This is a genomic window from Advenella mandrilli, assembly GCF_016595155.1.
GTDB lineage: Bacteria > Pseudomonadota > Gammaproteobacteria > Burkholderiales > Burkholderiaceae_B > Advenella > Advenella mandrilli.
In genome coordinates this window covers 1-24,481 of the sequence record NZ_JAENGP010000014.1, presented here as the reverse complement: position 1 = coordinate 24,481, position 24,481 = coordinate 1, and the positions used below count along the sequence as shown (strand labels likewise).

Genomic DNA, 24,481 nt, shown 5'->3' with positions numbered 1-24,481 from the left:
ACTGCCTGTGTTTGTATGAACTTTCTGATATAAAAAGATCTTTTTTACGCTTTCTAAACATTTTACCTATCTACTGTCTATGTCCCTGTTTCGCAAATATTATAAAAACAAAAACCATACTACCCATAGCCAACAAAGCAATGAGGAAAAGACTGCCCTTGGCTGGCTCAGGGATGATGAACAAAAGGCAAACATCCTTAAAACGGCCAGCTATTACCTGGACATACAAAATACAATTCTGGACAGTTTACATGATCCAGTAACGCAAGCATGTAAAATCCTGAAGTTTGATAACGGAACCCTGGTTATTGCCGTACCCAGTGCCGCTTACGCGGCCAAGATACGTCAACTTACACCAAGAATCAGCCAGCTCCTGATGAATCGGGGCTTGAATGTGAATGAAGTACGCATCAGGATACAGGCAAACCTGTACAAACCCGAACCACCGGCCCAGGTTCATACTGAAAACAAAGCCATTTTAAACCAATCTGCCGTGGATGCCTTTGATAAATTGCATAAAACCTTGCCTAAGGGTGAACTTTCCGATGCCATTGCCCGGATTTTGGAACGAAGAAAAACTTAAGCCAAACGCCAATCACGGCCAACCGCATCGGCGGCAGCGGCCTGTGAATCATAAGTAACAATTTCCCAGGCATCTTCCTGGGCCAGCAAAGCGCGGCACAGCTTGTTATTAAGGCCATGCCCCGATTTACACGCCACGTATCGGGCCAACAAAGGCTTGCCAATCAGATAAAGGTCACCAATGGCATCAAGGATTTTATGCTTGACGAATTCGTCATCGTAACGCAGGCCATCGCTATTAAGAATACGGTAATCATCCATCACAATGGCGTTATCAAGGCTACCACCACGGGCCAGGCCCATGGAACGCATGGCTTCCACATCGCTGGCAAAACCAAATGTACGGGCGCGGGCGATTTCTTTAGTGTAAGAGTCGCGAGCGAAGTCTACTTCGGCAAAACTGGCGGTTGAGTCGATGGCCGGATGCTGGAAATTAATTGAAAACGCCAGGGAAAAACCTTCATAAGGCTCAAGACGGGCCCATTTGGCATTTTCACCCTCGCCTTCGCTAACTTCCACTGTTTTCAATACTTTAAGAAAACGTTTGGGCGCATTTTGTTCAACGATACCCGCAGAGCGCAGCAAATAAACGAAAGTACCCGCGCTGCCATCCATAATGGGCACTTCTTCGGCATTCAGGTCTATGTGAATGTTATCGATACCCAAACCGGCCAGGGCAGACATTAAATGTTCTACGGTAGAGATACGGACATGGCCATTTTGCAAGACCGAAGCCATGCGGGTATCGCCTACTTTGTCTGCCAGGGCGGGAAAGTCAACAACTTCGGGGGTATCAATACGATGGAAAACAATACCGGTATTTGCCTCTGCAGGACGCAGGACAATTTCCACACGTTCTCCGGAGTGAACGCCGACACCCGTGGTTTTAACTAAATTCTGAATCGTTCTTTGTCTGAGCATAAGTGTAATGTCGCAACAAGGCCAAAATTTGCCTTTTATAAACAGCCATTTTACCTTGAAACGGGGTGCCAAGTTATTGATTTGACTAAAAAGTGTTTCAATTAAAGACAAAAAAGAAACGGCTTGGGGAAACCGTTTCTTTTAATTGCCGGAAACCATGAGACTGATTTCCGGCAGGAGTTGGTACTGATTTTTTTATTAATCTGCCTGTTTACGTAAAAAGGCGGGAATATCGTAACGCTCCATACCCGAGGTTTCCAGCGCCCTTACCTGGTCGGAAGCCGCTTGGCTACGGGCACGGGGATTACGAAATACCGGTGGTGTATCCAGATTAAATGCTTCAGGCTGACTATCGCCCGCATTCAGGTTCAGCACCAGGTCATCAGTGCCGGTACGTACATTCTGAGTCACATTATGCACCAATTCAGGCTGTTTGCGTCCCAAGCCTGTGGCTACCACGGTAACACGCAAATCATCACCCATGGATTCATCAAAGGCACTACCAAAAATGAAATGAGCGTCTTTGGAAGCATAGCTGCTGATAATTTCATTGATCAGCTTGGTTTCCGTCATTTTCAGGGAACGGCTGGCAGTGACATTAACCAGGATACCGCGCGCACCATTCAGGTCAACACCCTCAAGGAGCGGGCAGGCAATTGCCTGTTCAGCAGCCAAACGGGCGCGATCCTGTCCACTGGCAACCGCTGTACCCATCATGGCCTGACCGTATTCGCCCATCACTGTTTTCACGTCTTCGAAGTCGACGTTAATATCGCCATGAACGTTAATGATTTCCGCAATACCTGCGCAAGCATTGTACAAGACGTTATCAGCTTCCTTGAAGCAGTCATCCTGGGTCGCATCTTCACCCATCAACTCATAAAGCTTTTCGTTTAAAACCACAATCAGGGAGTGCACGTGCTTGGCGAGCTCGACAATCCCTTCTTCTGCCGACTTCATGCGACGGGTACCTTCAAAAGAAAAAGGCTTGGTTACCACGCCAACGGTAAGAATACCCAGCTCTTTGGCCACTTCAGCAACGACAGGACCGGCACCGGTCCCGGTACCCCCCCCCATACCGGCCGTGATAAACACCATATTTGCACCATTTAAGGCAGCCCTGATTTCTTCACGGGCAAGTTCGGCCGCCGCACGACCTTGTTCTGGTTTGGCACCCGCACCTAAACCGGAATTGCCCAGACGAATTTGCACGGGTGCCTCGGTCGCATTAAGCGCCTGGATATCCGTGTTGGCGCAGATGAAATCTACACCCTTGATTCCTGAACGCATCATGTGCCGTACGGCATTGCCCCCGGCCCCGCCTACACCAATAACCTTGATAACGGTGCCGCTATTATTACTGTCATCTAATATTTGAAAACCCAAATCCATGATATCCAACTCCTATAATCCAAATAATTATCGAAAATTCCCCAATTTTCGGAAATTATTTCAAAGACAAGGCCGAAATATTTGTTTAGTATTTGTCTTTAAAATAACTCCTGGATGATATTAATCACCCTTTTTCAGGGTTAACCCCTGCAAAAATACGTTTTAAGCATAAAAAACACGTAATCCTTTTATTATGCATCTATCTTAATTCATAAACCATTCTTTCATGCGTAAAAAGATGGATTTGAATCCTCCTTTTTGTTGCATGGTTTTACTACCCCTGAGGCGCTGCACGCGCGCTTCGGTTAACAGACCCATGACGGTTGAAAAGCGCGGGTTGCGAACCACATCAGCCAGGCTTCCGCGATACTCGGGCACTGCCACCCGAACGGGTTTGAGAAACACGTCTTCGGCCAATTCAACAATGCCGGGCATCAGCGATGTGCCACCCGTCAGCACAATACCTGAAGCAACCAGATCTTCAAAGCCTGAATCCCTGACTACCTGCTGCACCATCATAAACAGTTCTTCGATACGGGGTTCAATAACCGCCCCCAGGGTTTGTCGCTTGACCTTGCGTACATCGCGATCGCCCAGGCCGGGCACTTCGATCAGTTCTTCAGGATTGGCAAGGGACTGCTTGGCAATGCCAAAGCGCAACTTGATGTCTTCTGCGTCGGGCGTAGGTGTCCTGAGCATGGCTGCAATATCGCTGGTTACCTGGTCTCCGGCAATTGGCAAAACGGTTGTATGGCGTATTGCACCACCGGAAAAAATAGCCACATCGGTGGTACCGCCACCAATATCCACCATAACCACCCCCAACTCTTTTTCATCGTTGGTAAGGGTAACCATGCTGGATGCCAGCGGTTGCAAAATAAGATCTTGCACTTCCAGTCCGCAACGACGCACGCACTTGACAATATTCTGGGCGGCACTGGCAGCCCCCGTTATAATGTGCACGCGTACTTCCAGCCGGATGCCGCTCATGCCAACCGGCTGCCTGATATCTTCCTGGTTATCAACAATAAATTGCTGGGTCAATACATGAAGTACCTGATGATCGGTTGGGATATTAACCGCCTTTGCGGTTTCAATGACCCGGGCAACATCAGCCTCGGAAACTTCCTTGTCTTTAATGGCCACCATGCCACTGGAGTTGAAGCTGGTAATATGGTTGCCGGCAATACCTGTGTAAACTTCCCTGATTTTGCAATCAGCCATTAACTCAGCCTCTTCCAGTGCGCGCTGGATTGAGTTCACGGTTGAATCAATATTGACAACAACCCCTTTACGCATTCCCTTGGACTCATGCTGACCAAGTCCAATCACTTCAAATCGCCCTTCTTCTGGCAATGCCTCGGCGACAACCGCAACAACTTTGCTGGTACCAATATCCAAAGCAACAATTAGGTCCTTAAGGTCACGACTCATTTTTTCTCTTTACTATCAACGGGTAGAGTATTATCCACTGGAGCATACGTTATGGCAAAGCCCTTGGTATAACGAAGATCCACCTTGTTTATTTTCCTGCCTTCGATACGGTTTTGCAATATTGGCCACGAGCGCACAAAGCGCTCGATGGTCGAGGAAAAAGATACAGCTCCCTGTCCCCCATGCGGATTGATTGCATCAGCCCCCGGATCCCTTCCCATTACCAACTCCATATCATTACTCAATTCTACACGCCATGCATAGCGATCGCTAAGCGTTATTTCATTAACGCCAAATTTTAATGGCGCCAGCCAGCGAACCAGCTCGGCATACCGTTGCACGACCAATAATTCAGAGCCATCGGGACCATTAAACTGTGGCAATTCCGATTCGGAATTCAATTCGGCCTGGTTTGCCGAAAACAGTTCCCCCCACGTATTGATCATCTGGTTTTCATTCCAGAATGCAAAGGGCTCATGCTCTTCTATTTTAAGCAATAAACCATCTGGCCATACGCGTCGCAAGTGAGCCTGCCTGACCCAGGGGGATGTTTCAAAAACTCGCTTGGTTTCATCAAGGTTAATCGTAAAAAAATTACCCTTGAGTTTACCCGCTATGGTTGCCTGAATGCTGGCTGGCGACACATAATTAAGTACTCGTCCCTTTACCGGTTCTATCGTAATGCGCGACAAATTGAACATCGGGCGATGCGCAAGCCAATAGATGCCCCCCGCGATCAAAATAATCACGGCCATTATTGCGATAACATTTGCAATGAGGTTGGTTACACGGGCATTATTCAGCACTGTTTACATCCCGCTTATCCGTGTTCAGGCACAGGCCTGTGTATTTTGCACGAAGCCTGCGACAGGATGAATACACACAAGTCGGCATAACTCATTCCTTCCGCTTTCGCCCCCATGGGTACCAGGGAGTGACTGGTCATGCCTGGAGAGGTGTTGATTTCAAGCAACCAGGGCTGGTTTTGCCCATCAAGCATAATATCAACCCGTGCCCATCCTTCACATCCAATCGCCCGATAGGCCTGTACGGAAATTTCCTGAATCCTGCTGGCCAATTCAACAGACAAGTTGGCTGGACACTCATAACGCGTATCGTTGGAAATATATTTGTGTTCAAAGTCATAATTGCCACCTGGGGCAAAAATTTCAATGACCGGCAAGGCCCGGGCATCTTCACCGGCACCGACGACAGGAATGGTAAGCTCCCGACCAACCACAAACTGCTCAGCCAATAGTTCATGATCAAAGTTAATTGCCTGATTGAAGGCCTCATGCAACTCATCCTGCTGGCTGACTTTATACAAGCCCAGCGTTGAACCTTCGTGAGGAGCCTTGATGATCAGGGGCAGGCCCAGTTCCGCACAGGCGGCATCGGTCTCGGCCAGATTCCTGACCACTTTGTATTTTGGCGTGGGCAAACCTTGCTCAAGCCAAATCCGCTTGGTCATGATTTTATTCATTGCCAGGCTTGAAGCCATCACACCACTGCCGGTATAGGGAATGCCCAATAACTCAAGCACCCCCTGCAACGTGCCATCTTCTCCGTAACGACCATGCAAGGCAATGAAAACACGATCAAAATTTTGTGCCGCCAGCTCTGCCAGGTTGTGTGTACTGGTATCAAACAAGTGGGCATCAATCCCCTTACTTTGCAAGGCAGACAAAACACCTTCACCCGATTGCAGGGAAACGGCTCGCTCGGCTGAATGGCCGCCATACAAAACCCCAACCTTGCCAAATTCATGTTTCATGCCATTTCTCCTATTTGGCCGGGGACCTTGCTAATTGATCCTGCTCCCATTACCACCACCACGTCGCCATCCCTGACAAAGTCAATAATCGCCTGTGGCATTTCATTTATATTTTCAATAAATACAGGTTCCAACTTGCCAGCCACCCGAATTCCCCGGGTCAAGGCACGGCCATCGGCGGCCACAATCGGCGTTTCTCCGGCTGCATAAACCTCGGTCAGGACAACCGCATCGGCACTGTTTAAAACTTTAACGAAATCTTCAAAACAATCGCGTGTGCGGGTATAACGATGCGGCTGAAAAGCCAGCACCAGACGCCGTTCAGGCCAGGCACCACGCGCGGCCTCTATGGTGGCGGCCATTTCTACCGGATGATGTCCATAATCATCAATCACGGTAAACCGGCCACCGCCTTTTTCTTCGGGGATATTGAAATCTCCCGTATAGGAAAACCGGCGCCCGACACCGTTAAAGCCTTTCAAGGCTGAAACAATAACTTCATCAGAAATATCAAGCTCGGTTGCCACGGCAATCGCGGCCAGGGCATTCAACACATTATGGCGTCCCGGCAAATTCAGGGTAACGCTTAAGGTTGGCAACCACTCATCAACCTTGATACGGCGAATGACGTCAAAACACATATGAATACCTTCTGCCCGAACCTTGACCGCCTGAAAATGGGCATCATCACCAAAGCCATAGGTGGTTACCGGTCGAGAGATAAAGGGAATAATTTTACGGACGTTGTCATCATCATTGCACAGGATGGCACTGCCATAAAATGGCAGGCGCTGGGTGAACTCAACAAAAGCGCTACGCAGCCGGGCAATATCATGACTGTAAGTGTCCATGTGATCAGCATCGATATTGGTAATGATAGCCATGACCGGCAACAGATTCAAAAACGATGCATCCGATTCATCGGCTTCCACAACAATATAGTCACCCTGTCCAAGACGCGCATTGGCACCGGCCGAGTTCAGGCGGCCACCAATCACAAAAGTCGGATCAAGGCCTGCAGCAGCCAGCACACTGGCCACCAAGCTGGTCGTAGTGGTTTTGCCATGCGTGCCTGCAACCGCAATCCCGCGTTTCAGTCGCATTAATTCTGTCAGCATGATGGCCCTGGGCACCACAGGAATTTGCCGGGCCCTGGCGGCAAGCACTTCAGGATTGCTGTTAGCCACCGCTGTAGAGGTGACAATTGCATCGGCTTCCTGTACGTTTTCAGCCTGATGGCCAATATGAATCATTGCGCCCAAATTGGCCAGACGACGCGTGACAGCTGACTCTTGTAAATCAGAGCCGCTAATGCGGTAGCCCAGATTGAGCATTACTTCGGCAATGCCACTCATTCCTGAACCGCCAATACCTACAAAATGGATATTTCTTATCCTGTGTTTCATTTTTTATCCTTAACTACACTGATGCACACATCGGCAATAACCTGCGTGGCGTCAGTCCGGGCACATTGCCTTGCTTTTTCGGCAACTGCCTGCAATTCATGACGTGTTTTTTCCTGCAACCAGGAAGCCAGCCATTGGGCTGATAATTCTTTTTGCGCTTTGGTCCATGCCGCCTCTTCACGGGTAAGCCAAGCCGCATTAGCCGTTTGATGATCATCAATGGCATGTGGCAAGGGAATAAACAGGGCAGCCACCCCTACCGCCGCCACTTCGGCGACTGTCATGGCACCTGCGCGGCAAATCAGCAGATCTGCCACTGACATGGCCGCTGCCATATCGGCAATAAAGGCCACACACTCAGCCTGCACACCCAAATCGGCATAGGTTCTTTCAAGTGTATCAAGGTGCTGGGTTCCCGACTGATGCACAATATGAGGGCGCTGTTCGGGCGCAATGCCCGCCAATGCCTGGGGCACAACGGTATTCAGGGCATGCGCGCCCAAACTGCCACCCACCACCAGAATGCTCAGCCGCCCCGTACGACTTGCGTAACGTTGGGCCGGACTTGGCGTTGCCAACAAATCCTTACGTACCGGATTACCCACCATTTTCCCTTTGGGCAATACGCCGGGAAACCCGGTTAGCACACGGGTAGCCACCTTGGCCAGCCATTTATTGGCGGTGCCGGCCACCGCATTCTGCTCATGCACCACCAGGGGAATACCGCGCAAAGCAGCCATCATACCACCAGGAAAAGCGACATAGCCGCCCATTCCCAATACAACAGAAGGTTTTATTTTGCGCAGGCTTAGCCAGGCCTGAAAGCTGGCCTGCAACAAGGTGAACGGCAATTTGACAAGAGCGGCCAGGCCCTTGCCACGCACCCCTGAAAAAGCCATGGGTTCCAGGGTAAAACCATGCCCGGGCACCAGCTTGCCTTCCATTTTGGAGGGATCTCCCAACCAGACAACCTGCCAGCCACGTGCTTCCATTTCATGCGCCACGGCAAGGCCTGGCATAATATGCCCGCCTGTCCCGCCTGCCATGACCAATAATGTTGGCTGCTTCATGGATACGACCTTTTACTTTCTTTATTCACAGGCTGGCCACGCATCATTTGACGGACCTCGTAATCAACCCGCATTAACACGGCAACCGCAATCAGATTCATGACAATAGAAGAACCGCCATAGCTAACCAGAGGCAAAGTCAGGCCTTTGGTGGGCAACAAGCCCAGGCAAACCCCCAGATTAATAAATGCCTGCACACCAAACCAGATGCCAACTCCCTGAGCCACCAGGCCATTGAACTCGCGATCCATCGCGATGGCAGAGCGGCCAATCTCAAAGCTTTTTTTGACAATGACAAAAAACAGCAGCACCACCAACAGGATACCGACAAAACCCAATTCCTCTCCTACCACTGCCATAATGAAGTCGGTATGCGCTTCAGGTAAATAATGCAGTTTTTCAATGCTTGAACCCAAACCAACCCCAAACCACTCGCCTCGGCCAATGGCAATCAGGGAGTGCACCAGCTGATAGGCAGTGGACTGCACATTCGATTCATGAAAGGGGTCCAGATAGGCCATTATCCGCCCCAGTCGCCAGGGTGCAAAAATAATCATCGCTACAAACAAGGCAGCCAATACGCCCATGGCAAAAACGAAAAGGCCAAGATTAATGCCGCCAAGAAACAGTATGCCAACGGCAATCGCCATTGTTACCATTAATGCCCCCAGATCGGGTTCAAGCATCAACAGCACCGTAATCGCAGCAAGTGCCACGACCATCGGTATAAAACCACGACCAATGTCCTGCATATATTTTTGTTTACGCACCGTGTAATCAGCAGCAAACAGCAGCATGGCAAATTTCATGAATTCAGAAGGCTGAAAATTAACCGGACCGATGGGAAGCCAGCGTGATGCACCATTGACTTCCTTGCCAATAAACGGCACCAGTACCAGTACCAGCAGCAGTAATGCAAACAGAAAAACCGCGAAGGCGTTTTTTTCCCAGAAACTCATGGGCACGGTAACCGTCAGGGAAAACAGAATAATCCCAACCATTATATAAATAGCATGACGGGTAACAAAATGATAACGACCCAAATTGGCATATTTGGGTCCATCGGCCAGCGCAATAGAAGCGGAAAACACCATGATCAAACCAAACAGCAACAAAGCAGAGACAGCAACGCCCAGCAGCAAGTCATAATTGCGCATAGTCGTACGACCCGGCTTGACGGCACTGACACTGGAACGAAACTCTCTCATCAAACTCATGCAATTTCTCCGTTTTCAAGGGCTAACTCGTTAACGGCATCAATAAATGCATGGCCACGGTGGTTGTAATTGTTGAACATATCCATACTGGCGCAGGCGGGTGACAACAGCACCACATCAGTTTCCTGCGCATGATCCAGCGCAACGCTTACCGCTTCTTCAAGCGATGCGGCATGAACACACGGAACCCCGGCAGGCGCCAGAGCCTGTTCAATCACACAGGCATCCTGTCCGATCAGAATAACGGCACGGGCAAAACGCGAAACCGGTGCAACCAACGGCGAAAAGTCCTGCCCCTTGCCCAAGCCACCGGCAATTAACACCACCTTGCGTCCCATACCTTTAAGCGCGGCAACCGTAGAGCCCACATTGGTGCCCTTGCTGTCATTGATAAAATCCACACCCTTGATACTTCTGACAAAATTGGTACGGTGCGGTTCTGCCTCATAATTTCTTAAGGCATTAAGTAATGGCGTCCAGCCAAGATCAAGAACCCGGCATAGGGCCATCGCTGCCAAGGCGTTCAGGGCATTATGCCGGCCTCTCACCTGCATCGCATCGGCCGGCATCAACCGTTTAAGCACGCCATTTTTTCTAACCGGACGCTCCAGATTCTTTTTTCTTCTGCCTCCGGTTTCGGGCAAATCGAACTCATCAACACTGCCAGCGGCCAGCCACAGCATGCCGTTGCTGTCTTCCAGACCCATATCCTGATCAAGGAGCGGCTCTGTTTCACCAAAAGAACGCACATTCAGGTCATTGGCAAATTCAACCATGCCACTGACCATTTCATCATCGCGATTGATAATGGCGACCTGGCTCATTGTGAGCAACTTTGCCTTGCAATCCGTGTATTCCTGCATACTGCCATGCCAGTCCAGGTGGTCTTGCGTAATATTCAGCACGACAGCCGCATCAGGCTGCAAGGATTTAACGGTCAGTAACTGGAAGCTGGATAGCTCAAGCACCCAGACATCGGGTAAGGCATTAGCGTCAAGTGCCATCATAAGCGCGGTTAAGGCAGAAGGGCTGATATTACCCGCTGCCACGGCAACCAGCCCGGCTTCCTGCAACATGTCCCGGACCATGGTCGTAACCGTAGTTTTGCCATTTGTACCGGTAACACCCAGCACCTTGGGTTCATAGCCCCGGGTTTGTCTTAACTGCGACAATGCGCGGGAAAACAGTTCAATCTCACCCACTATGTCAATATTCCGTTGCCGCGCGAGATCTAGAAAAGCAGCCAGATGCGGCTCGGAAGGTACCAGGCCCGGGCTTAAGACTATTGCTTCAACACCGTCCAATACCTGGCTGTCAAAACATGGCTCACCCAGAAATTTTTCAAAAGGCTGCCCGGTCGCATCCAGCGTATCAAGGCCTGGCGGGTTGGGCCGGGTATCGGCAATGCGCAAACGTGCCTGATTACGCAAGCACCATAAAGCGGCTGCAAGCCCGGTTTCCCCCAGCCCCAGAACCAGGACCAAAGAGGGAAAAGACAAAACGTTGTTTTCTGACTGTGTATTCATCGTAATTTCAAGGTTGCCAAACCAAGTAGCACAAGCATCATCGTGATAATCCAAAAACGCACTACCACCTGGGTTTCTTTCCAGCCACCCACTTCAAAGTGATGATGCAAAGGGGCCATCCGAAGTATGCGACGCCCGCTACCATATTTTTTCTTGGTGTATTTGAACCAGATCACCTGAATCATGACCGACAGGGTTTCTACCACAAACACGCCCCCCATGATAAACAGGACAATTTCCTGCCGGACAATAACGGCAACCGTGCCCAGCATGCCACCCAGGGCCAGCGCACCGACATCACCCATAAACACTTGGGCGGGATATGCGTTGAACCACAGGAATGCCAATCCGGCACCCGCCAGGGCCGCGCACAGGATTAACATTTCAGAGGCCCCCGGAATATAAGGAAACAGGAGGTATTTGGAGTAATCAACCCGCCCTACAATATAGGCAAAAATACCCAAGGCACCGCCCACCATGACGGTTGGCATAATGGCCAGGCCATCAAGGCCATCGGTCAGGTTGACGGCATTGCTGGTACCCACAATAACCATCCAGGTTAACGCAGCAAAACCAAAGACGCCCAGTGGGTAGCTGACACTTTTGAAGAAAGGCACAATCAGGTCGGCACGCGATGGCAATGGCATGGTGAAACCGCTTAAGACCCATTCTTTAAACAAGGGCCATAAATCGGCATTGGCCGGTGCTGAAACGGCAAAAGTAAGATATACCGATGCAATCAAGCCAATTAATGACTGCCAGAAAAATTTCTCTCGCGAGGACATGCCTTCAGGATTACGATGAACCACCTTGCGATAATCATCAACCCAGCCAATTGCCCCAAACCCGAAGGTAACCAGCATAACCACCCAGACAAACCGGTTGCTTAAATCTGCCCATAATAAAGTACTGATAGCAATGGCAATAAGAATCAGCACGCCCCCCATGGTGGGCGTACCATTTTTGACCAAGTGCGACTCGGGCCCATAGGCCCGAACTGCCTGGCCAATTTTAAGCTCGGTTAACTTACGGATGACACGCGGGCCGGCCCACAAGCCAATAAACAAGGCAGTGGCGCATGCCAACATGGCGCGCAGCGTAATATACTCAAATACGCCAAAGCCGCTGATACTTTCAGACAGCCACCTGAATAACTCATACAGCATCTTTTTCCCCTTCAATGGATGAAGCTTTTTGCAAGTCTGCAATGACTCGCTCCATACGCATTGATCGTGATCCTTTCACTAAAATATTTAACGGTTTAAGATTTCTGATGTGCGGTGCCATCTGATGAATGTCTTCAAAATGCGTTGCCTGTGAACCAAAAGCCTGTACGGTTTGCATGGATGCATCACCATAAGCCAGCAAGTAATCAATACCTTTTTCTTTGGCATAAAAACCTACCTCGGCATGCATTTGCGGACCATCTTCACCTACTTCGGCCATATCACCCAAAACCAGAATTTTGATCCCAGGCAATTGTGACAGGACATCGATGGCTGCACGAACGGAATCAGGGTTTGCATTATACGAGTCATCAAGCAGTTTTGTGCCGTCAGAAAGCACAAATCCCTGCATTCGTCCCTTTACGGGGCTAAATTTTTGTAACCCAATGATAATGGTATCCAAAGGTATCCCGATTGCCAGGGCACAGGCAGTGGCTGCCAATGCATTGCGCACATTATGATGACCGGGAATATTCAATGAAACCCGACCAGAAGCCTTGGGGGTTACCAGCAGGAAACGGCTGCCATTACTATCAGCCTCCAGTTCTTGGGCGGTGACATCGGCCTGTTCACCAAAACCGAATAAAATCCGGTGACGGTTACCGGCAATGTCCTCCCATAAGGCGGTATAAGGCTCGTCGGCAGGGAAAACGGCAACCCCACTAAGATCCAGTCCAGCAATCACATCTGCGTTTTCAAGCGCCACCGCTTCTACCGTTTGCATGAACTCCTGGTGTTCCCTTTGCGCGTTGTTCACCAATCCAACCGTGGGCCTGGCCAGGTCAGTCAGGAGACGGATCTCGCCCGGGTGATTCATACCCAGTTCAAACACCGCGACCTGATGATTTTCATTCAGGCCAAGCAAACTTAACGGGACACCAATTTGATTATTCAGGTTGCCTTTTGTGGCAATACAATGATCCGGGCCGACATGTGCCGCCAGAATGGAGGCAATCATTTCCTTGGTGGTTGTTTTGCCATTGCTGCCTGCAACCCCAATAACCGGAATATCAAACAGGGAGCGCCAGGCTTTACCCATCAACTCTAGTGCCCTGCCTGTATCGGCAACCAGCACCTGGGGCAGATCTATGAGCGGATTTTTACGACTGACCACCGCCAGCAAGGCGCCTGTTTGTTGAACTTTATCCAGAAAATCATGGGCATCAAAATTTTCACCTTGCAGGGCGATGAATATCTGCCCCTTGCCCACACTGCGTGAATCGCTTGAGACGCCGGTGGCATGGCGCAAAGCCAGTGCCAGCACTGACCACTCACGATCATCAAAATTGGTTCTGACATGATTAATTTCCTGATAGGTTTCATGTCCTTTGCCAGCCACCAAAATCACATCAGTTGGCATGGCATGCAAAACCGCCTGCAAAATGGCACTGGCCCGGTCAGGCAAAACATTGGGGGCGCTAGGCATGCCAACAAGTATCTCGGCCAGGATCTGTTCGGGGTCTTCGGTTCGGGGATTGTCACTGGTTACATAAACCAGATCGGCTTTTTGCGAGACAATCTTCCCCATGACAGGACGTTTGACTTTATCACGGTCACCGCCACAGCCAAAAACACAAATCAACCGCCCTTTCCTGGCCAATGCGGTTGGCCGCAAGGCATCCAGTGCTCGCTCCAGCGAGTCTGGTGTATGAGAGTAATCCACCACCACCAACGGCTGCATGCCAGTCTCGCCTTCTGCATCAAGACCTTTCACAATCTGCAGACGCCCGGGAACTGGTTCAAACAGGCTGATGGTTTTGACGATATCGGCCAATTCCCAGCCCATGGCCTGCAAAACACCGGCTACCAGCAACAAATTGGAAATATTGTGCTCGCCCAGCAGCCTTGTTAATACCTGCGCTTCACCTTGCGAACTGAATAAATCAAAAGCCAGCCCGTAATCATAAAAGCGGTGTTCTTTAGCAAGAATTTTTGCCTTGGCATGATTCTTTAACGAATAGCCAATGGTATTTTCAGCATGGGAATCATGAAATATGCGTTCGCCAGCCGGATCATCAAGGTTAATGACTGCATGTTGCAAGCCAGGCCAGTGAAACAGGCGCATTTTGGCCTGCTCGTATTGCCCCATGTCTTTATGGTAATCCAGGTGATCAAGGGTAAGATTGGAAAAGGCGGCAATCTGGATTCGCAATCCGTCCATACGCCCCTGGTCAAGTCCAATAGAAGAAGCCTCGATAGAAACGGCATTGATTTCCCGGTTTCGCAATTCTGCCAGTAAACGATGCAAGGTAAGTACATCAGGGGTTGTTAGAGAACCACCCAAATTATCGTTATTGGGCAAGACCATACCCAGCGTACCAATAGTGGCACATGGCACGCCATTGGCGGTAAGTGCCCTGGCCAGCCAGGTGGCGCAAGAGGTTTTACCATTAGTACCGGTAACGGCAATAACAAAAACCTGCTCTGATGGGTGCCCGTACCAGGTATCACCCAGTTCACCCAGCAATTGACGCAAACCCGGCACGGTCAATACTGGCACCGGGTATCCGGATAGCACTTGCCTGTCGTGGGATTGCTCCAGCAAAATGGCTGCTGCACCGTTTGCAATCGCATCCTTAATATACGCGGCACCGTTTTGTGACGTTCCTGTGCAGGCAACAAAAACATCTCCTTTAGTGATGTCCCTGGAGTTTAGCTGAAGATGCACGGTGGGTGCGACGTGCTGTTGTAGCCAATGCAATATGTCTTGTACGGTCATCCCCGGTTTCTCCTGCTTGTATTATTCGGGCTCTTTGCTTCCAGCGCAGGCTCTACCGGCAAATCAGGCTGAACCGTCAGATACTTCAAAGTGCCTTCAATGATTTCTGCCGCAACCGGTCCTGCAGTGAGCGTACCGTAATACCCCCCTTTTCTCGGCCTGTTCACGGTTACTGCCACAACAACTCTGGGTTTTGAAATAGGCGCTACGGCAACAAATGAACCCCTGTAATCAGAGCGGCTATAACGTCCGTTGACAATTTGTCTTGCGGTTCCGCTTTTTCCGCCAATACGGTAACCGTTAACCATCGCCTGAATTTTATTACCCTCGGGACCGGACGACTCTTCAAGCATGGCCCTTACATTACGGGCCGTTTGCGGTTTGTATATCTGGATACTGGTGGGTTGCTTGTCATTTTTAATCAATGACAGGGAGATCATGTCGCCGTCACGGGCCAGCGTTGTAAACGCCTTGGCGATTTGTAACAACGACACCGATAATCCATATCCATAGGACATGGTTGCCTTTTCAATCAGCTTCCAGCGCTCCCATGAGCGGACCCGACCCGAAGCGGCACCGGGAAAGCCGGTATTGGGAACCTGCCCGAAACCCAGCGCATTGAATACGGTCCACATTTGTTCCGAACGCAAACGCTCGGCAATCATGGTCATGCCAATATTACTGGAGCGGCGTAAAATTCCGGACACATTCAACGTACCATTGCGGGAACTGACATCGGTAATAGTGGCGCCCTGATAGCGGTATGAACCCGTACCCGTATTGAACAGGGTGTTTTTGGTAATGACACCCGCATCCAGTGCCAACGCGGCAACCAGCGGTTTAATAATGGAGCCTGGTTCAAAGGTATCGGTAATGACGCGATTCCGGAGCGCGGCACCTTTACGTTGTGACTGCTCATTGGGGTCATAAGATGGCAAACTGACCATCGCCAGGATTTCACCATTTTGCGTATCGATGACCACCGCCCCGACCGACTCGGCACCATGCTTTTCCATGGCCTTTTCAAGTGCCTGGGTAGTAAGGAGCTGAATATGTCCGTCTATGGTCAATTTAACTTCGGCACCGTCTGTTGCCAGCTCGACTTCCTGAACATCTTCAATAATACGTCCGATACGGTCACGCAACACCCGACGCAAACCCGGCTTGCCCTGCAATTCATCGTTCAATTGCAGTTCAATACCTTCTATCCCCTTATCTTCGATATTGGTAAACCCAACCACATGCGCCGTCAAGGAACCCTGCGGATAAGAGCGCTTGGATTCGGGTAAAGAATGAATACCTGGAATATCCAGCACTTTTATCTCTTTGCCAATGTCTGTCGAAATTTGCCGCTTCAGATAAACAAATGTTTTATCCAGGTTTTTCAGTCTTTCTTGCAGATCTTTCAGGGGCATATCCAGCAGTTTAGCCAAATCACCAAGCTGCCGGGCACTTGCCTTGCTGGTTTCCTCGGGTACACTCCAGATCGCTACCGCTGGTGTACTGGTTGCCAGAAAATCGCCATTACGGTCGGTAATCAACCCCCGGCTGGCCGGCAACTGTAAGGTACGCTCAAAACGCTTGTCACCTTCTGCCTGCAAGAACTCTGTACTCATGATTTGAATGTACAGGGCTCTGCCAATCACCGCCAGAAAACCCAGGGCAATAAGAAAAAAAAGGATGCGCGCACGCCACCTGGGGATTTGCACATGCAAAACCGGGCTGCTGTAATGATGGGAATACGTATTTTCTCTGGATCGCTTGAACAACTCAGGGATTTTGTTTTTGCCGAATTTGAGCATTGGGCCTCCCTTTTATTGATGACTCTGTTGTGCTGCAGGCAAGGCCGGATTATTCGCCAGCTCAGAATCTTTGATGTAAATAATTTGACCGATATGCGGAATTTGCATATTCAGTTTTTGAGTGGTTACTTGTTGAATACGCGCATTGGCGGTTAACTTTGCTCGCTCAAGTTGCAAATAACGCCAGTCAATACCCAGATCATTTTCTACTGCCTGGGCACGACCAAGCTCAACATACAACAAGCGCTGTTGATACCGCACCGACACCAGCGAAATAGCACTATAAACAAACCACCCCACCAATAGGAATAAACCTAGCCGCGCCATAATGCTCTCCGCTTGCCAGACTGTCCACCCAACCTAAGCGGCCTGCTGACAAAGGCATCGGCATCCGTCAATTCAGTTGTCGTTCTTTGCGCCACCCGCAATACCGCCGAGCGGGAACGGGGATTGCCAGCCACTTCAGCATCGGTCGCCAGTACCCTGCCTATATTTTTCAGGACAGGCTGAGGCATCTCGCTTTCACGCAAGGGCAAACGTGCAAATTCGGCACCCGGATTTGCCGCTGCCGCAATACACTGTTTTACCATTCGGTCTTCAAGTGAATGAAAGCTGATTACTGACATCCTGCCACCTGGCGCAAGCAATCTTAAAATTGACGCGAGGGTGTTCGCCAGCTCTTCGAGCTCTTGATTGATGTGAATCCGTATAGCCTGAAAGGTGCGTGTGGCCGGATGTTGACCTTTTTCCCTCGTCCGGACGACGGTTGAGACGAGCTCGGCAAGTTCGAGCGTGGTGCACAAAGGGCTGGATTGGCGGCGATGATCAATCGCCTTTGCAATCGGGAAAGCAAACCGTTCTTCGCCATAGTTTTTTATAACCTCCTTCATTTCTTCAATACTGGCCTGTGCCAGCCATTCAGCCGCAGTGATGCCACGACTGGTATCCATTCGCATATCCAGCGGCCCTTCACGCATGAAGGAAAAACCTCTGGATGCATCATCTATCTGTGGGGAAGAAACCCCCAAATCCAATAAAACGCCCTGCACCTGGCTAATGCCACGCTGACGCAACTCTTCTTCCATTGAAGAAAAGCCACCATGAATAATTTCAACCCGGGAATCTTCCTGCTGCAATTGACGTGCTGACGCCATTGCCAAGGGATCTTTGTCAAAAACAAACAATTTTGCATTAGGGGAAAGCTGGGACAGCAAATAACGACTGTGCCCCCCCCTGCCAAATGTGCCATCAACGAAAACACCTTGCTTATTACCGGTCGGCAACAAATCGTGAATCCATTTGGCCTTTACATTAAACTCATCGTGTACCAGCGCATTGACAGTTGCCCCAAGCAAAACGGTCTTGTGTACGAAACTTTCTGACATCACAATGAAAAATCATCCAAACTTTCTGGTAAACCCTTGGCCATATCAGCCGCCTGCATTTGTGCAAACATCTGGGCATCCCAAAGATCAAAATGCCTGCCCATGCCAACTAAAACAACGTCTTTAATCATTGCTGTGGCAGTGCGCAATTCGGGAGCAATAAGAACTCGCCCTGACCCGTCTATATCCACATCCTGGGCATTACCCAGCAACATACGCTGGACATGACGGGCGGACATAGGCAATTGCATAATAGTTTCACGCTTTTCTTCCCACACAAAGCGGGGATAAATAAGCAAACCACCATCAAAATTGCGGGTGATAGTCAAGGCGCCATGGGCGGATTCCATTAGTGCATCACGATAACGGGCCGGAATGGTCATCCGTCCCTTGGCATCTAAGGTGAGCGCACTATTTCCTTGGAAAACCACTTTTCCCCCACTTTTTTCCACATTTCCCTACTTTTCCCCACTTTAAGACAAGGCCGATATTTGGTCAAGCTTTATTTATTGACTTTTTTCAATGACAACAAAGACTTAGCGCGTTCTTACAAAAACATAAAATAGAAAGCCCTTTAGAAATCAAGCCCTTAAAAAACAAAGTGAAAGTAAGATGGGAGATACTGTAAATACTGTTTATTAATTCTTATCATTTCTTAACAGTTTTCAGCAAAATCCCACACACGATACCCCTAGCCACCCTAAAGGGACGGGGAATTTTAGTGTGTAAGAAAAGAACTGACAAAGTGAGCCTATAAGCCGGATTCTGTAAACCAGTAAACTGGTTGGCAATCATTCCTCTGGGCGCATCATTGCTGATGCGCTCTAGCCATCTACCCGCATGCTTGAACGAGCCGCCCTTCCTGGCAAAGCCAGACGCATGCCTATTTGATGTTGCTCCGGATAGAGGTTACCGCGTTTCACCCTGCTGCGTTATTGCCTTGCGGCAATGCCATACGGAAGTTGCCGTATCAGTGCACTTGCGTGCCCACGCTGCAGTCTCGTCTCTGTGGCCCTGTTCCTCGGTTGCTTACGCAACCGGACGGCTGTTAGCCGCTATCCTGCCCTGCGGAGTCCGGACGTTCCTCGAGGGATAAACCCCCGCGATTGCCCAACCCACTTTGCCAGAAAAGCATTTTAACCGACTTATTCCCGGCAAAGGTGTTAAAGTCCTTTTATCCCAAAAGAATAAAAAAACGTTTATCTAATTTATTTCTTGATCTACTTTATGGCAGCACAAACTCTTATTACACTTATTAATGCACATCTTGCATATGGTCACCACGCCCTGCTAGACAATGCCAACCTTACCATCCAGGAGTCCGAAAGAATCGGTCTGATCGGCCGCAATGGCGCTGGCAAATCATCCCTGCTACGCATTCTTGACGGCCGCACCGAAGCCGATGACGGCGAAGTCTCCAGAATGAGCTCACTACGTGTTATTACTGTTGAGCAGGAACCCATTCTTAACGACACCCAAACCGTTTATGAAAATATCTGTGGCGATATCCTGGACTCCGAAGACTGGGCGCGTCCTGCCCGCGCCAGTGCGATTATTGAAAAGCTGGGCCTGGATCCCGATGCCCAGGTCAAGGGGCTGTCTGGCGGCACACGCAAACGCATTGCCCTGGCTCGCGCCTTTATAGAAGACCCCGATCTTCTGCTGCTTGATGAACCCACCAACCACCTGGACTTTGAGGGCATTCTCTGGCTTGAGCAAATGATCCAAAGCTGTCGCTCAGCCTGCGTTATTATTACCCACGATCGCCGTTTTCTTGATGCCGTCACCACACGCATCATTGAACTGGATCGTGGCCAGCTACACAGTTTTCCGGGCAACTTCAGCCAATGGCAGGCACGCAAGGCAGAATGGCTGGAAGCCGAAAAGCAGCAAAATGAACGTTTTGACAAATTTTTGGCCCAGGAAGAAGTCTGGATTCGCAAGGGAGTGGAAGCCCGTCGCACCCGCAATGAAGGCAGGGTAAGACGCCTTGAATCCCTGCGCCGCGAACGCGGCGAACGGCGAGAGCGCGTCGGCAATGTCAATCTGGCCGTTTCTGTAGGTGAAAAATCAGGCAAACTGGTGGCTGAGCTGGAAAACATTAGCCACTCATTTGGCGATAAAGCCGTTATCAAAAACTACTCCACCACCATCATACGTGGTGACCGGATTGGCCTGATTGGTCCTAACGGTGCCGGTAAAACCACGTTGCTTAAAATTATTCTGGGCAAACTTGTGCCTACTGAAGGCAAGATCAAGCTAGGTACCAATTTGTCGATTGCCTATTTTGACCAGATGCGTGAACAACTGGATGAAAATGCCATTCTCACCGAGGTGATCAATCCAGGCAGTGAATGGATTGAAATTGGCCAGCAACGCAAACATGTCATGAGCTACCTGGGCGATTTCCTGTTTTCACCGGCACGGGCACAATCTCCGGTTTCCAGCCTGTCAGGCGGTGAAAGGGCCCGATTGCTGCTGGCAAGGCTGTTTGCCCGGCCTGCCAATATCCTGGTCATGGATGAGCCCACCAACGACCTTGATATCGAAACCCTTGAATTGCTTGAGGAATTACTGCAAGATTTCAATGGTACGGTTTTACTGGTCAGCCACGACCGCACCTTCCTGAATAATGTGATTACGCAGACCATTGCCTATGAGGGTGACGGGCAATGGCGGGATTACGTAGGCGGCTATGATGACTGGCTGGAGCAACGGCCAGCCGAAGTAGCTAACAGGCTGGCTGGCAAGCCTGAGAGCACAGACAAAAAAGCCGAAGAGCCGGCCGCTAACAATTCGTCTCAGGCCAAGCCACGCCAAAACCGTTCACGAATTAGCAGCTGGGAACTGAAAGAACTTGAAACCCTGCCTGAAGAAATTTCAACACTGGAGACAGAACAAGCTGAACTGACCGCCAAACTGTCCGACCCGGAACTGTACAAGGACGGCTCAGACACCGCCAATGGTATCAATCTTCGGCTGCAAGAACTGGAAGATGAACTGCTTACTCTTTTTGACCGCTGGGAACAACTGGAAGCCAAAAAAGAAGGCAGCTAGACATATTGGCTGGCCTGAAGACCTTATTGCTTAACAATAGCAATTGCCAGGCCATCCCAGCCTTTTGAACCCAGGGTTTGAAAGGCTGTCACGGTAAGCTGGGGGTTGGCCGCCATATCCTCAAAGCATTGGCGCAGCCCCCGGATATTATCCGCCTTGCCACTATCATCCAGGATTTTGGCCTGACGCACCACATTATCAGCCACAATAACAGTGCCCGGACGTGACAGCTTCAGGGCATACTCCAGATAGACTGGATTGTTTTCCTTGTCTGCATCGATAAAAATAAAATCAAATGGCGTTTCCTGGTCTTTTACCATTTGCGCCAGTGTATCGGCAGCCACGCCTTGCCTAATGTCCACTTTGTCCTGCAAGCCTGCGATATTCAGACTTTCACGGGCAACCTTGATATAGTTTTCATCAAAGTCCAGGGTAACAAGGCGGCCGTTGTCGGGCAAAGCCAGCCCCATCCAAACGGTACTGTATGCCCCCAGCGTACCAATTTCCAGAATACGTTGCGCCCGATTCATCCTGACTAGCATCTGAAGCAACTTACCCTGGTTGGGCGCCACGTTAATGGCTGGAAGATGGTGACTTTTGCAATGCTCCAGCACTTTTTCAGGAATGACATCTTCTTTCAAAAAAAGCTGATTAAAGTAGTCATCTACATTTTTGTAGCATTCTTCGGTAATTTTCATTTTCATTTTTAGCTAAGGGAACGCCTATCAATTCGTCTTTCCATTTAGATTGGGAATTTGACCAATCCAAAACAACCATTCACTTAAGACCGATTAGGCTAGCAATCCCGAATCACTTTAACAAGCCCGGAATTGCCAGACATCAGTCACCCAATTATTTCATTTTCCAGTTCAAGCTCTCACCCGCCGCCAGCGGCACCAGGGTAGCATTGTCCGCATAGGGTAACTCTAGCGGAATGGTAAATTCTGCGCGTTCCAGGGTAATTTTTTCCTGATTGCGGGGTAGCCCATAAAAATCAGGCCCGTTCAGACTTGCAAAGGCCTCCAGTTTATCCAGCTTGCCGGCCAAGTCGAAGGCAGTAGCATAAAGCTCCATGGCATGCACGGCGGTGTAGCAACCGGCACAGCCACAGGCATGCTCTTTAAGGCCTTTGGCATGCGGGGCGCTGTCTGTACCAAGAAAAAAGCGTGTGCTGTCGCTGGTGGCTGCCTCAAGCAAGGCCAAACGATGTTTTTCACGCTTTAAAACGGGCAGGCAGTAGTAATGCGGGCGAATACCACCCGTAAAAATAGCATTACGATTATAAAGCAGGTGGTGAGCCGTAATGGTTGCCGCTACCGGACCATGCGCATCACGCACATAGTGGGCGCCTTCCTGAGTCGTGATATGTTCAAACACCACCTTTAGCTCAGGAAAATCACGACGCAGGGGAATCATTACCTGATCAATAAAAACCGCTTCGCGATCAAACAGGTCTACCGACGGGTCTGTGACTTCACCATGAACCAGTAAGGGCATCCCATGCTTTTGCAAGGCTTCAAGGGCAGGCTGGCATTTTCCAAGCAAATCAGTAACACCAGCATCCGAATTAGTAGTGGCACCCGCTGGATATAATTTAACCGCATGAATAAAGCCTGACTCAGCCGCTTTTTGAATTTCCTCTGCCGAGGTATTATCGGTTAAATATAAAGTCATCAAGGGCTGGAAATTGCCTTGGTAGCCCGTTTTATCCAACGCTGCTTCAATTCTTGATTTATAAGCCGCCGCCAATGCCACAGTTGTCACTGGCGGTCGCAGATTAGGCATGACAATAGCACGGGCAAATTGCCGAGCACTATCGGCAACAACAGACTCGAGGGCAGGCCCGTCACGTAGATGCAGATGCCAGTCGTCGGGACGTATTAAGGTAATTGAATGATCAGTAATTTGCATGATTGAATTTTAAAAGCAGAATTTCTATTGAATAATTATGCACTATAACTAAAATAAGCACTTTATACCCAAGATTACAGTAAGCCCTTCAAATTTAACTTAACCATTAGTGATGCTACTAAAACCCCATTAAATCGGCCATAAACACACAACAATGGTTAATAAAGTATAATTTTCAAAAACAAAGGCCTAAAAACCATTTTAAGCAAAATATACTGTAAAAAATACTAGGCAAGCTTCCTATTACACGTTATTCTCTACTACATACACTATATAACTACCTGCCTTTAAGGAGAGTCCAAACATGGCCACAACTAAATCGGAAAAACCTGCACGCAAGCCAAATGCAGCGTTTATGAAACCCCTTACACCAAGCACCGAATTGGCCGCCGTTGTTGGTAGCGAACCACTACCTCGCACAGAAGTTACCAAAAAAATCTGGGAATACATTAAAAAACATGATCTGCAAGATCCTCAAAATCGCCGCAATATCAATGCCGACGATAAACTGCGCCCCATTTTTGGCAAAGAACAGGTCAGCATGTTTGAAATGACCAAGCTGGTTAGCACGCACCTGAAGTAAGCAGGCCAGGCAGCACAAGTATAAGAAACGGGCACAAGCCCGTTTTTTTGTGCCTGCCGTACCTGCCAGACCCAGTTTGACATGATTTTATAAGAGTTTTATTAACAGTGTGGCTGGCTGGGTGGATATCCAATGTCATCCGGCAACACCTTCTTTAATGTCTCGTATCCGTTACCGGCACTAGCCATCCGGCCAGTGCGTTTGCCGCTGGACGTTGTGGTTGAGGGTTTCTTAAAGTGGCAGGAATCTGCCGGGTCATGATACCGGCCTTGCTATTAATACGGAACTAAAAACAGCCGGGCAATAACGGCCAGGCAATAAAAAACCCCTTCAGATATCTCTGAAGGGGTTTTTTTGAATAAAGAGCCTGACGATGACCTACTTTCACGGATGTCCATCCACTATCATCGGCGCGAAGGCGTTTCACTGTCCTGTTCGGGAAGGGAAGGAGTGGGTCCACCTTGCTATGGTCGTCA

21 protein-coding genes, 1 rRNA gene and 1 other RNA gene are annotated in these 24,481 nt (G+C 49.6%); 4 read left to right on the top strand and 19 right to left on the bottom strand.

Features of this window, described 5'->3' with window-relative positions; all coding sequences use genetic code 11:
* Positions 1 to 79: 79 nt before the first annotated feature.
* The gene (locus tag JHL22_RS12260; RefSeq protein WP_200237913.1) at positions 80 to 583 is read left to right on the top strand and encodes a DciA family protein; all 504 of its coding nucleotides are present in this window, start codon (positions 80 to 82) and stop codon (positions 581 to 583) included.
* Here JHL22_RS12260 and lpxC read toward each other — a convergent pair.
* The 16 genes from lpxC to rnpB all read right to left on the bottom strand — a co-directional run bounded on the left by lpxC (position 580) and on the right by rnpB (position 19,576).
* Positions 580 to 1,503, bottom strand: a complete 924-nt coding sequence (gene lpxC / locus JHL22_RS12255; RefSeq protein ID WP_200237910.1) for a UDP-3-O-acyl-N-acetylglucosamine deacetylase — start codon at positions 1,501 to 1,503, stop codon at positions 580 to 582. The genes JHL22_RS12260 and lpxC overlap by 4 nt on opposite strands.
* A 198-nt stretch (positions 1,504 to 1,701) precedes the next feature.
* A complete protein-coding gene (gene ftsZ / locus JHL22_RS12250; protein WP_200237907.1) occupies positions 1,702 to 2,895 on the bottom strand; it encodes a cell division protein FtsZ in 1,194 nt (397 codons plus the stop codon).
* Between the two features lie 204 nt (positions 2,896 to 3,099).
* Positions 3,100 to 4,329: a cell division protein FtsA gene (gene ftsA / locus JHL22_RS12245; protein ID WP_200237905.1), complete on the bottom strand. Its 1,230-nt coding sequence runs from the start codon at positions 4,327 to 4,329 to the stop codon at positions 3,100 to 3,102.
* On the bottom strand, positions 4,326 to 5,135 hold the full coding sequence (locus JHL22_RS12240; protein WP_200237902.1) for a cell division protein FtsQ/DivIB: 810 nt from the start codon (positions 5,133 to 5,135) through the stop codon (positions 4,326 to 4,328). The genes ftsA and JHL22_RS12240 overlap by 4 nt, the downstream gene beginning before the upstream one ends.
* A gap of 14 nt (positions 5,136 to 5,149) precedes the next feature.
* On the bottom strand, positions 5,150 to 6,103 hold the full coding sequence (locus JHL22_RS12235; RefSeq protein ID WP_200237900.1) for a D-alanine--D-alanine ligase: 954 nt from the start codon (positions 6,101 to 6,103) through the stop codon (positions 5,150 to 5,152).
* Entirely contained in the window at positions 6,100 to 7,509 is a 1,410-nt protein-coding gene (murC, locus tag JHL22_RS12230) for a UDP-N-acetylmuramate--L-alanine ligase (RefSeq protein WP_200237897.1), read from the bottom strand. The genes JHL22_RS12235 and murC overlap by 4 nt, the downstream gene beginning before the upstream one ends.
* Positions 7,506 to 8,579, bottom strand: a complete 1,074-nt coding sequence (gene murG, locus JHL22_RS12225; protein WP_200237894.1) for an undecaprenyldiphospho-muramoylpentapeptide beta-N-acetylglucosaminyltransferase — start codon at positions 8,577 to 8,579, stop codon at positions 7,506 to 7,508. Before murG ends, murC begins: the two co-directional genes overlap by 4 nt.
* Positions 8,576 to 9,796, bottom strand: coding sequence for a putative lipid II flippase FtsW (gene ftsW, locus JHL22_RS12220; RefSeq protein WP_200237891.1), 1,221 nt, complete (start codon positions 9,794 to 9,796; stop codon positions 8,576 to 8,578). The genes murG and ftsW overlap by 4 nt, the downstream gene beginning before the upstream one ends.
* Positions 9,793 to 11,322, bottom strand: a complete 1,530-nt coding sequence (gene murD, locus JHL22_RS12215) for a UDP-N-acetylmuramoyl-L-alanine--D-glutamate ligase (protein ID WP_200237888.1) — start codon at positions 11,320 to 11,322, stop codon at positions 9,793 to 9,795. The genes ftsW and murD overlap by 4 nt, the downstream gene beginning before the upstream one ends.
* Positions 11,319 to 12,488, bottom strand: a complete 1,170-nt coding sequence (gene mraY, locus JHL22_RS12210) for a phospho-N-acetylmuramoyl-pentapeptide-transferase (RefSeq protein WP_200237885.1) — start codon at positions 12,486 to 12,488, stop codon at positions 11,319 to 11,321. The genes murD and mraY overlap by 4 nt, the downstream gene beginning before the upstream one ends.
* The gene (gene murF / locus JHL22_RS12205) at positions 12,478 to 15,267 is read right to left on the bottom strand and encodes a bifunctional UDP-N-acetylmuramoyl-L-alanyl-D-glutamate--2,6-diaminopimelate ligase MurE/UDP-N-acetylmuramoyl-tripeptide--D-alanyl-D-alanine ligase MurF (RefSeq protein WP_200237883.1); all 2,790 of its coding nucleotides are present in this window, start codon (positions 15,265 to 15,267) and stop codon (positions 12,478 to 12,480) included. The genes mraY and murF overlap by 11 nt, the downstream gene beginning before the upstream one ends.
* Positions 15,264 to 17,069, bottom strand: coding sequence for a peptidoglycan D,D-transpeptidase FtsI family protein (locus JHL22_RS12200; RefSeq protein ID WP_200237879.1), 1,806 nt, complete (start codon positions 17,067 to 17,069; stop codon positions 15,264 to 15,266). The genes murF and JHL22_RS12200 overlap by 4 nt, the downstream gene beginning before the upstream one ends.
* Positions 17,070 to 17,081: 12 nt before the next feature.
* A complete protein-coding gene (gene ftsL, locus JHL22_RS12195; protein ID WP_200237877.1) occupies positions 17,082 to 17,396 on the bottom strand; it encodes a cell division protein FtsL in 315 nt (104 codons plus the stop codon).
* A complete protein-coding gene (gene rsmH / locus JHL22_RS12190) occupies positions 17,384 to 18,454 on the bottom strand; it encodes a 16S rRNA (cytosine(1402)-N(4))-methyltransferase RsmH (RefSeq protein ID WP_200237875.1) in 1,071 nt (356 codons plus the stop codon). Before rsmH ends, ftsL begins: the two co-directional genes overlap by 13 nt.
* Entirely contained in the window at positions 18,454 to 18,906 is a 453-nt protein-coding gene (mraZ, locus tag JHL22_RS12185; RefSeq protein WP_200237873.1) for a division/cell wall cluster transcriptional repressor MraZ, read from the bottom strand. Before mraZ ends, rsmH begins: the two co-directional genes overlap by 1 nt.
* A 286-nt stretch (positions 18,907 to 19,192) precedes the next feature.
* Positions 19,193 to 19,576: RNase P RNA component class A (gene rnpB, locus JHL22_RS12180), an RNA gene on the bottom strand.
* 105 nt (positions 19,577 to 19,681) lie between these two features.
* Between rnpB and JHL22_RS12175 the strand changes: the two genes are divergently transcribed.
* Complete coding sequence (locus JHL22_RS12175; protein ID WP_200237871.1) at positions 19,682 to 21,511, top strand: ATP-binding cassette domain-containing protein; 1,830 nt, start codon at positions 19,682 to 19,684, stop codon at positions 21,509 to 21,511.
* Positions 21,512 to 21,534: 23 nt separating this feature from the next.
* On the opposite strand, the gene JHL22_RS12170 is transcribed toward JHL22_RS12175, so the two are convergent.
* The gene (locus JHL22_RS12170; protein ID WP_200237869.1) at positions 21,535 to 22,215 is read right to left on the bottom strand and encodes an O-methyltransferase; all 681 of its coding nucleotides are present in this window, start codon (positions 22,213 to 22,215) and stop codon (positions 21,535 to 21,537) included.
* Between the two features lie 148 nt (positions 22,216 to 22,363).
* Positions 22,364 to 23,422 (bottom strand): dihydroorotase, encoded by a 1,059-nt coding sequence (pyrC, locus tag JHL22_RS12165; RefSeq protein ID WP_200237867.1) that lies wholly within the window; start codon positions 23,420 to 23,422, stop codon positions 22,364 to 22,366.
* A 304-nt stretch (positions 23,423 to 23,726) separates the two neighbouring features.
* Between pyrC and JHL22_RS12160 the strand changes: the two genes are divergently transcribed.
* Both JHL22_RS12160 and JHL22_RS16115 read left to right on the top strand, forming a co-directional pair.
* Entirely contained in the window at positions 23,727 to 24,005 is a 279-nt protein-coding gene (locus JHL22_RS12160) for an SWIB/MDM2 domain-containing protein (RefSeq protein WP_200237865.1), read from the top strand.
* 132 nt (positions 24,006 to 24,137) lie between these two features.
* Complete coding sequence (locus JHL22_RS16115; RefSeq protein ID WP_268918926.1) at positions 24,138 to 24,266, top strand: hypothetical protein; 129 nt, start codon at positions 24,138 to 24,140, stop codon at positions 24,264 to 24,266.
* Between the two features lie 104 nt (positions 24,267 to 24,370).
* On the opposite strand, the gene rrf is transcribed toward JHL22_RS16115, so the two are convergent.
* Positions 24,371 to 24,481: ribosomal RNA gene (rrf, locus tag JHL22_RS12155) — 5S ribosomal RNA — on the bottom strand; the annotation flags it as partial.

Coding starts and splice junctions, on each gene's coding strand:
- JHL22_RS12260 (WP_200237913.1), top strand. CDS start 80: ATGTCCCTGTTTCGCAAATATTATAAAAACAAAAACCATACTACCCAT.
- lpxC (WP_200237910.1), bottom strand. CDS start 1,503: ATGCTCAGACAAAGAACGATTCAGAATTTAGTTAAAACCACGGGTGTC.
- ftsZ (WP_200237907.1), bottom strand. CDS start 2,895: ATGGATTTGGGTTTTCAAATATTAGATGACAGTAATAATAGCGGCACC.
- ftsA (WP_200237905.1), bottom strand. CDS start 4,329: ATGAGTCGTGACCTTAAGGACCTAATTGTTGCTTTGGATATTGGTACC.
- JHL22_RS12235 (WP_200237900.1), bottom strand. CDS start 6,103: ATGAAACATGAATTTGGCAAGGTTGGGGTTTTGTATGGCGGCCATTCA.
- murC (WP_200237897.1), bottom strand. CDS start 7,509: ATGAAACACAGGATAAGAAATATCCATTTTGTAGGTATTGGCGGTTCA.
- murG (WP_200237894.1), bottom strand. CDS start 8,579: ATGAAGCAGCCAACATTATTGGTCATGGCAGGCGGGACAGGCGGGCAT.
- ftsW (WP_200237891.1), bottom strand. CDS start 9,796: ATGAGTTTGATGAGAGAGTTTCGTTCCAGTGTCAGTGCCGTCAAGCCG.
- murD (WP_200237888.1), bottom strand. CDS start 11,322: ATGAATACACAGTCAGAAAACAACGTTTTGTCTTTTCCCTCTTTGGTC.
- mraY (WP_200237885.1), bottom strand. CDS start 12,488: ATGCTGTATGAGTTATTCAGGTGGCTGTCTGAAAGTATCAGCGGCTTT.
- murF (WP_200237883.1), bottom strand. CDS start 15,267: ATGACCGTACAAGACATATTGCATTGGCTACAACAGCACGTCGCACCC.
- JHL22_RS12200 (WP_200237879.1), bottom strand. CDS start 17,069: ATGCTCAAATTCGGCAAAAACAAAATCCCTGAGTTGTTCAAGCGATCC.
- ftsL (WP_200237877.1), bottom strand. CDS start 17,396: ATGGCGCGGCTAGGTTTATTCCTATTGGTGGGGTGGTTTGTTTATAGT.
- rsmH (WP_200237875.1), bottom strand. CDS start 18,454: ATGTCAGAAAGTTTCGTACACAAGACCGTTTTGCTTGGGGCAACTGTC.
- JHL22_RS12175 (WP_200237871.1), top strand. CDS start 19,682: ATGGCAGCACAAACTCTTATTACACTTATTAATGCACATCTTGCATAT.
- JHL22_RS12170 (WP_200237869.1), bottom strand. CDS start 22,215: ATGAAAATGAAAATTACCGAAGAATGCTACAAAAATGTAGATGACTAC.
- pyrC (WP_200237867.1), bottom strand. CDS start 23,422: ATGCAAATTACTGATCATTCAATTACCTTAATACGTCCCGACGACTGG.
- JHL22_RS12160 (WP_200237865.1), top strand. CDS start 23,727: ATGGCCACAACTAAATCGGAAAAACCTGCACGCAAGCCAAATGCAGCG.
- JHL22_RS16115 (WP_268918926.1), top strand. CDS start 24,138: ATGTCATCCGGCAACACCTTCTTTAATGTCTCGTATCCGTTACCGGCA.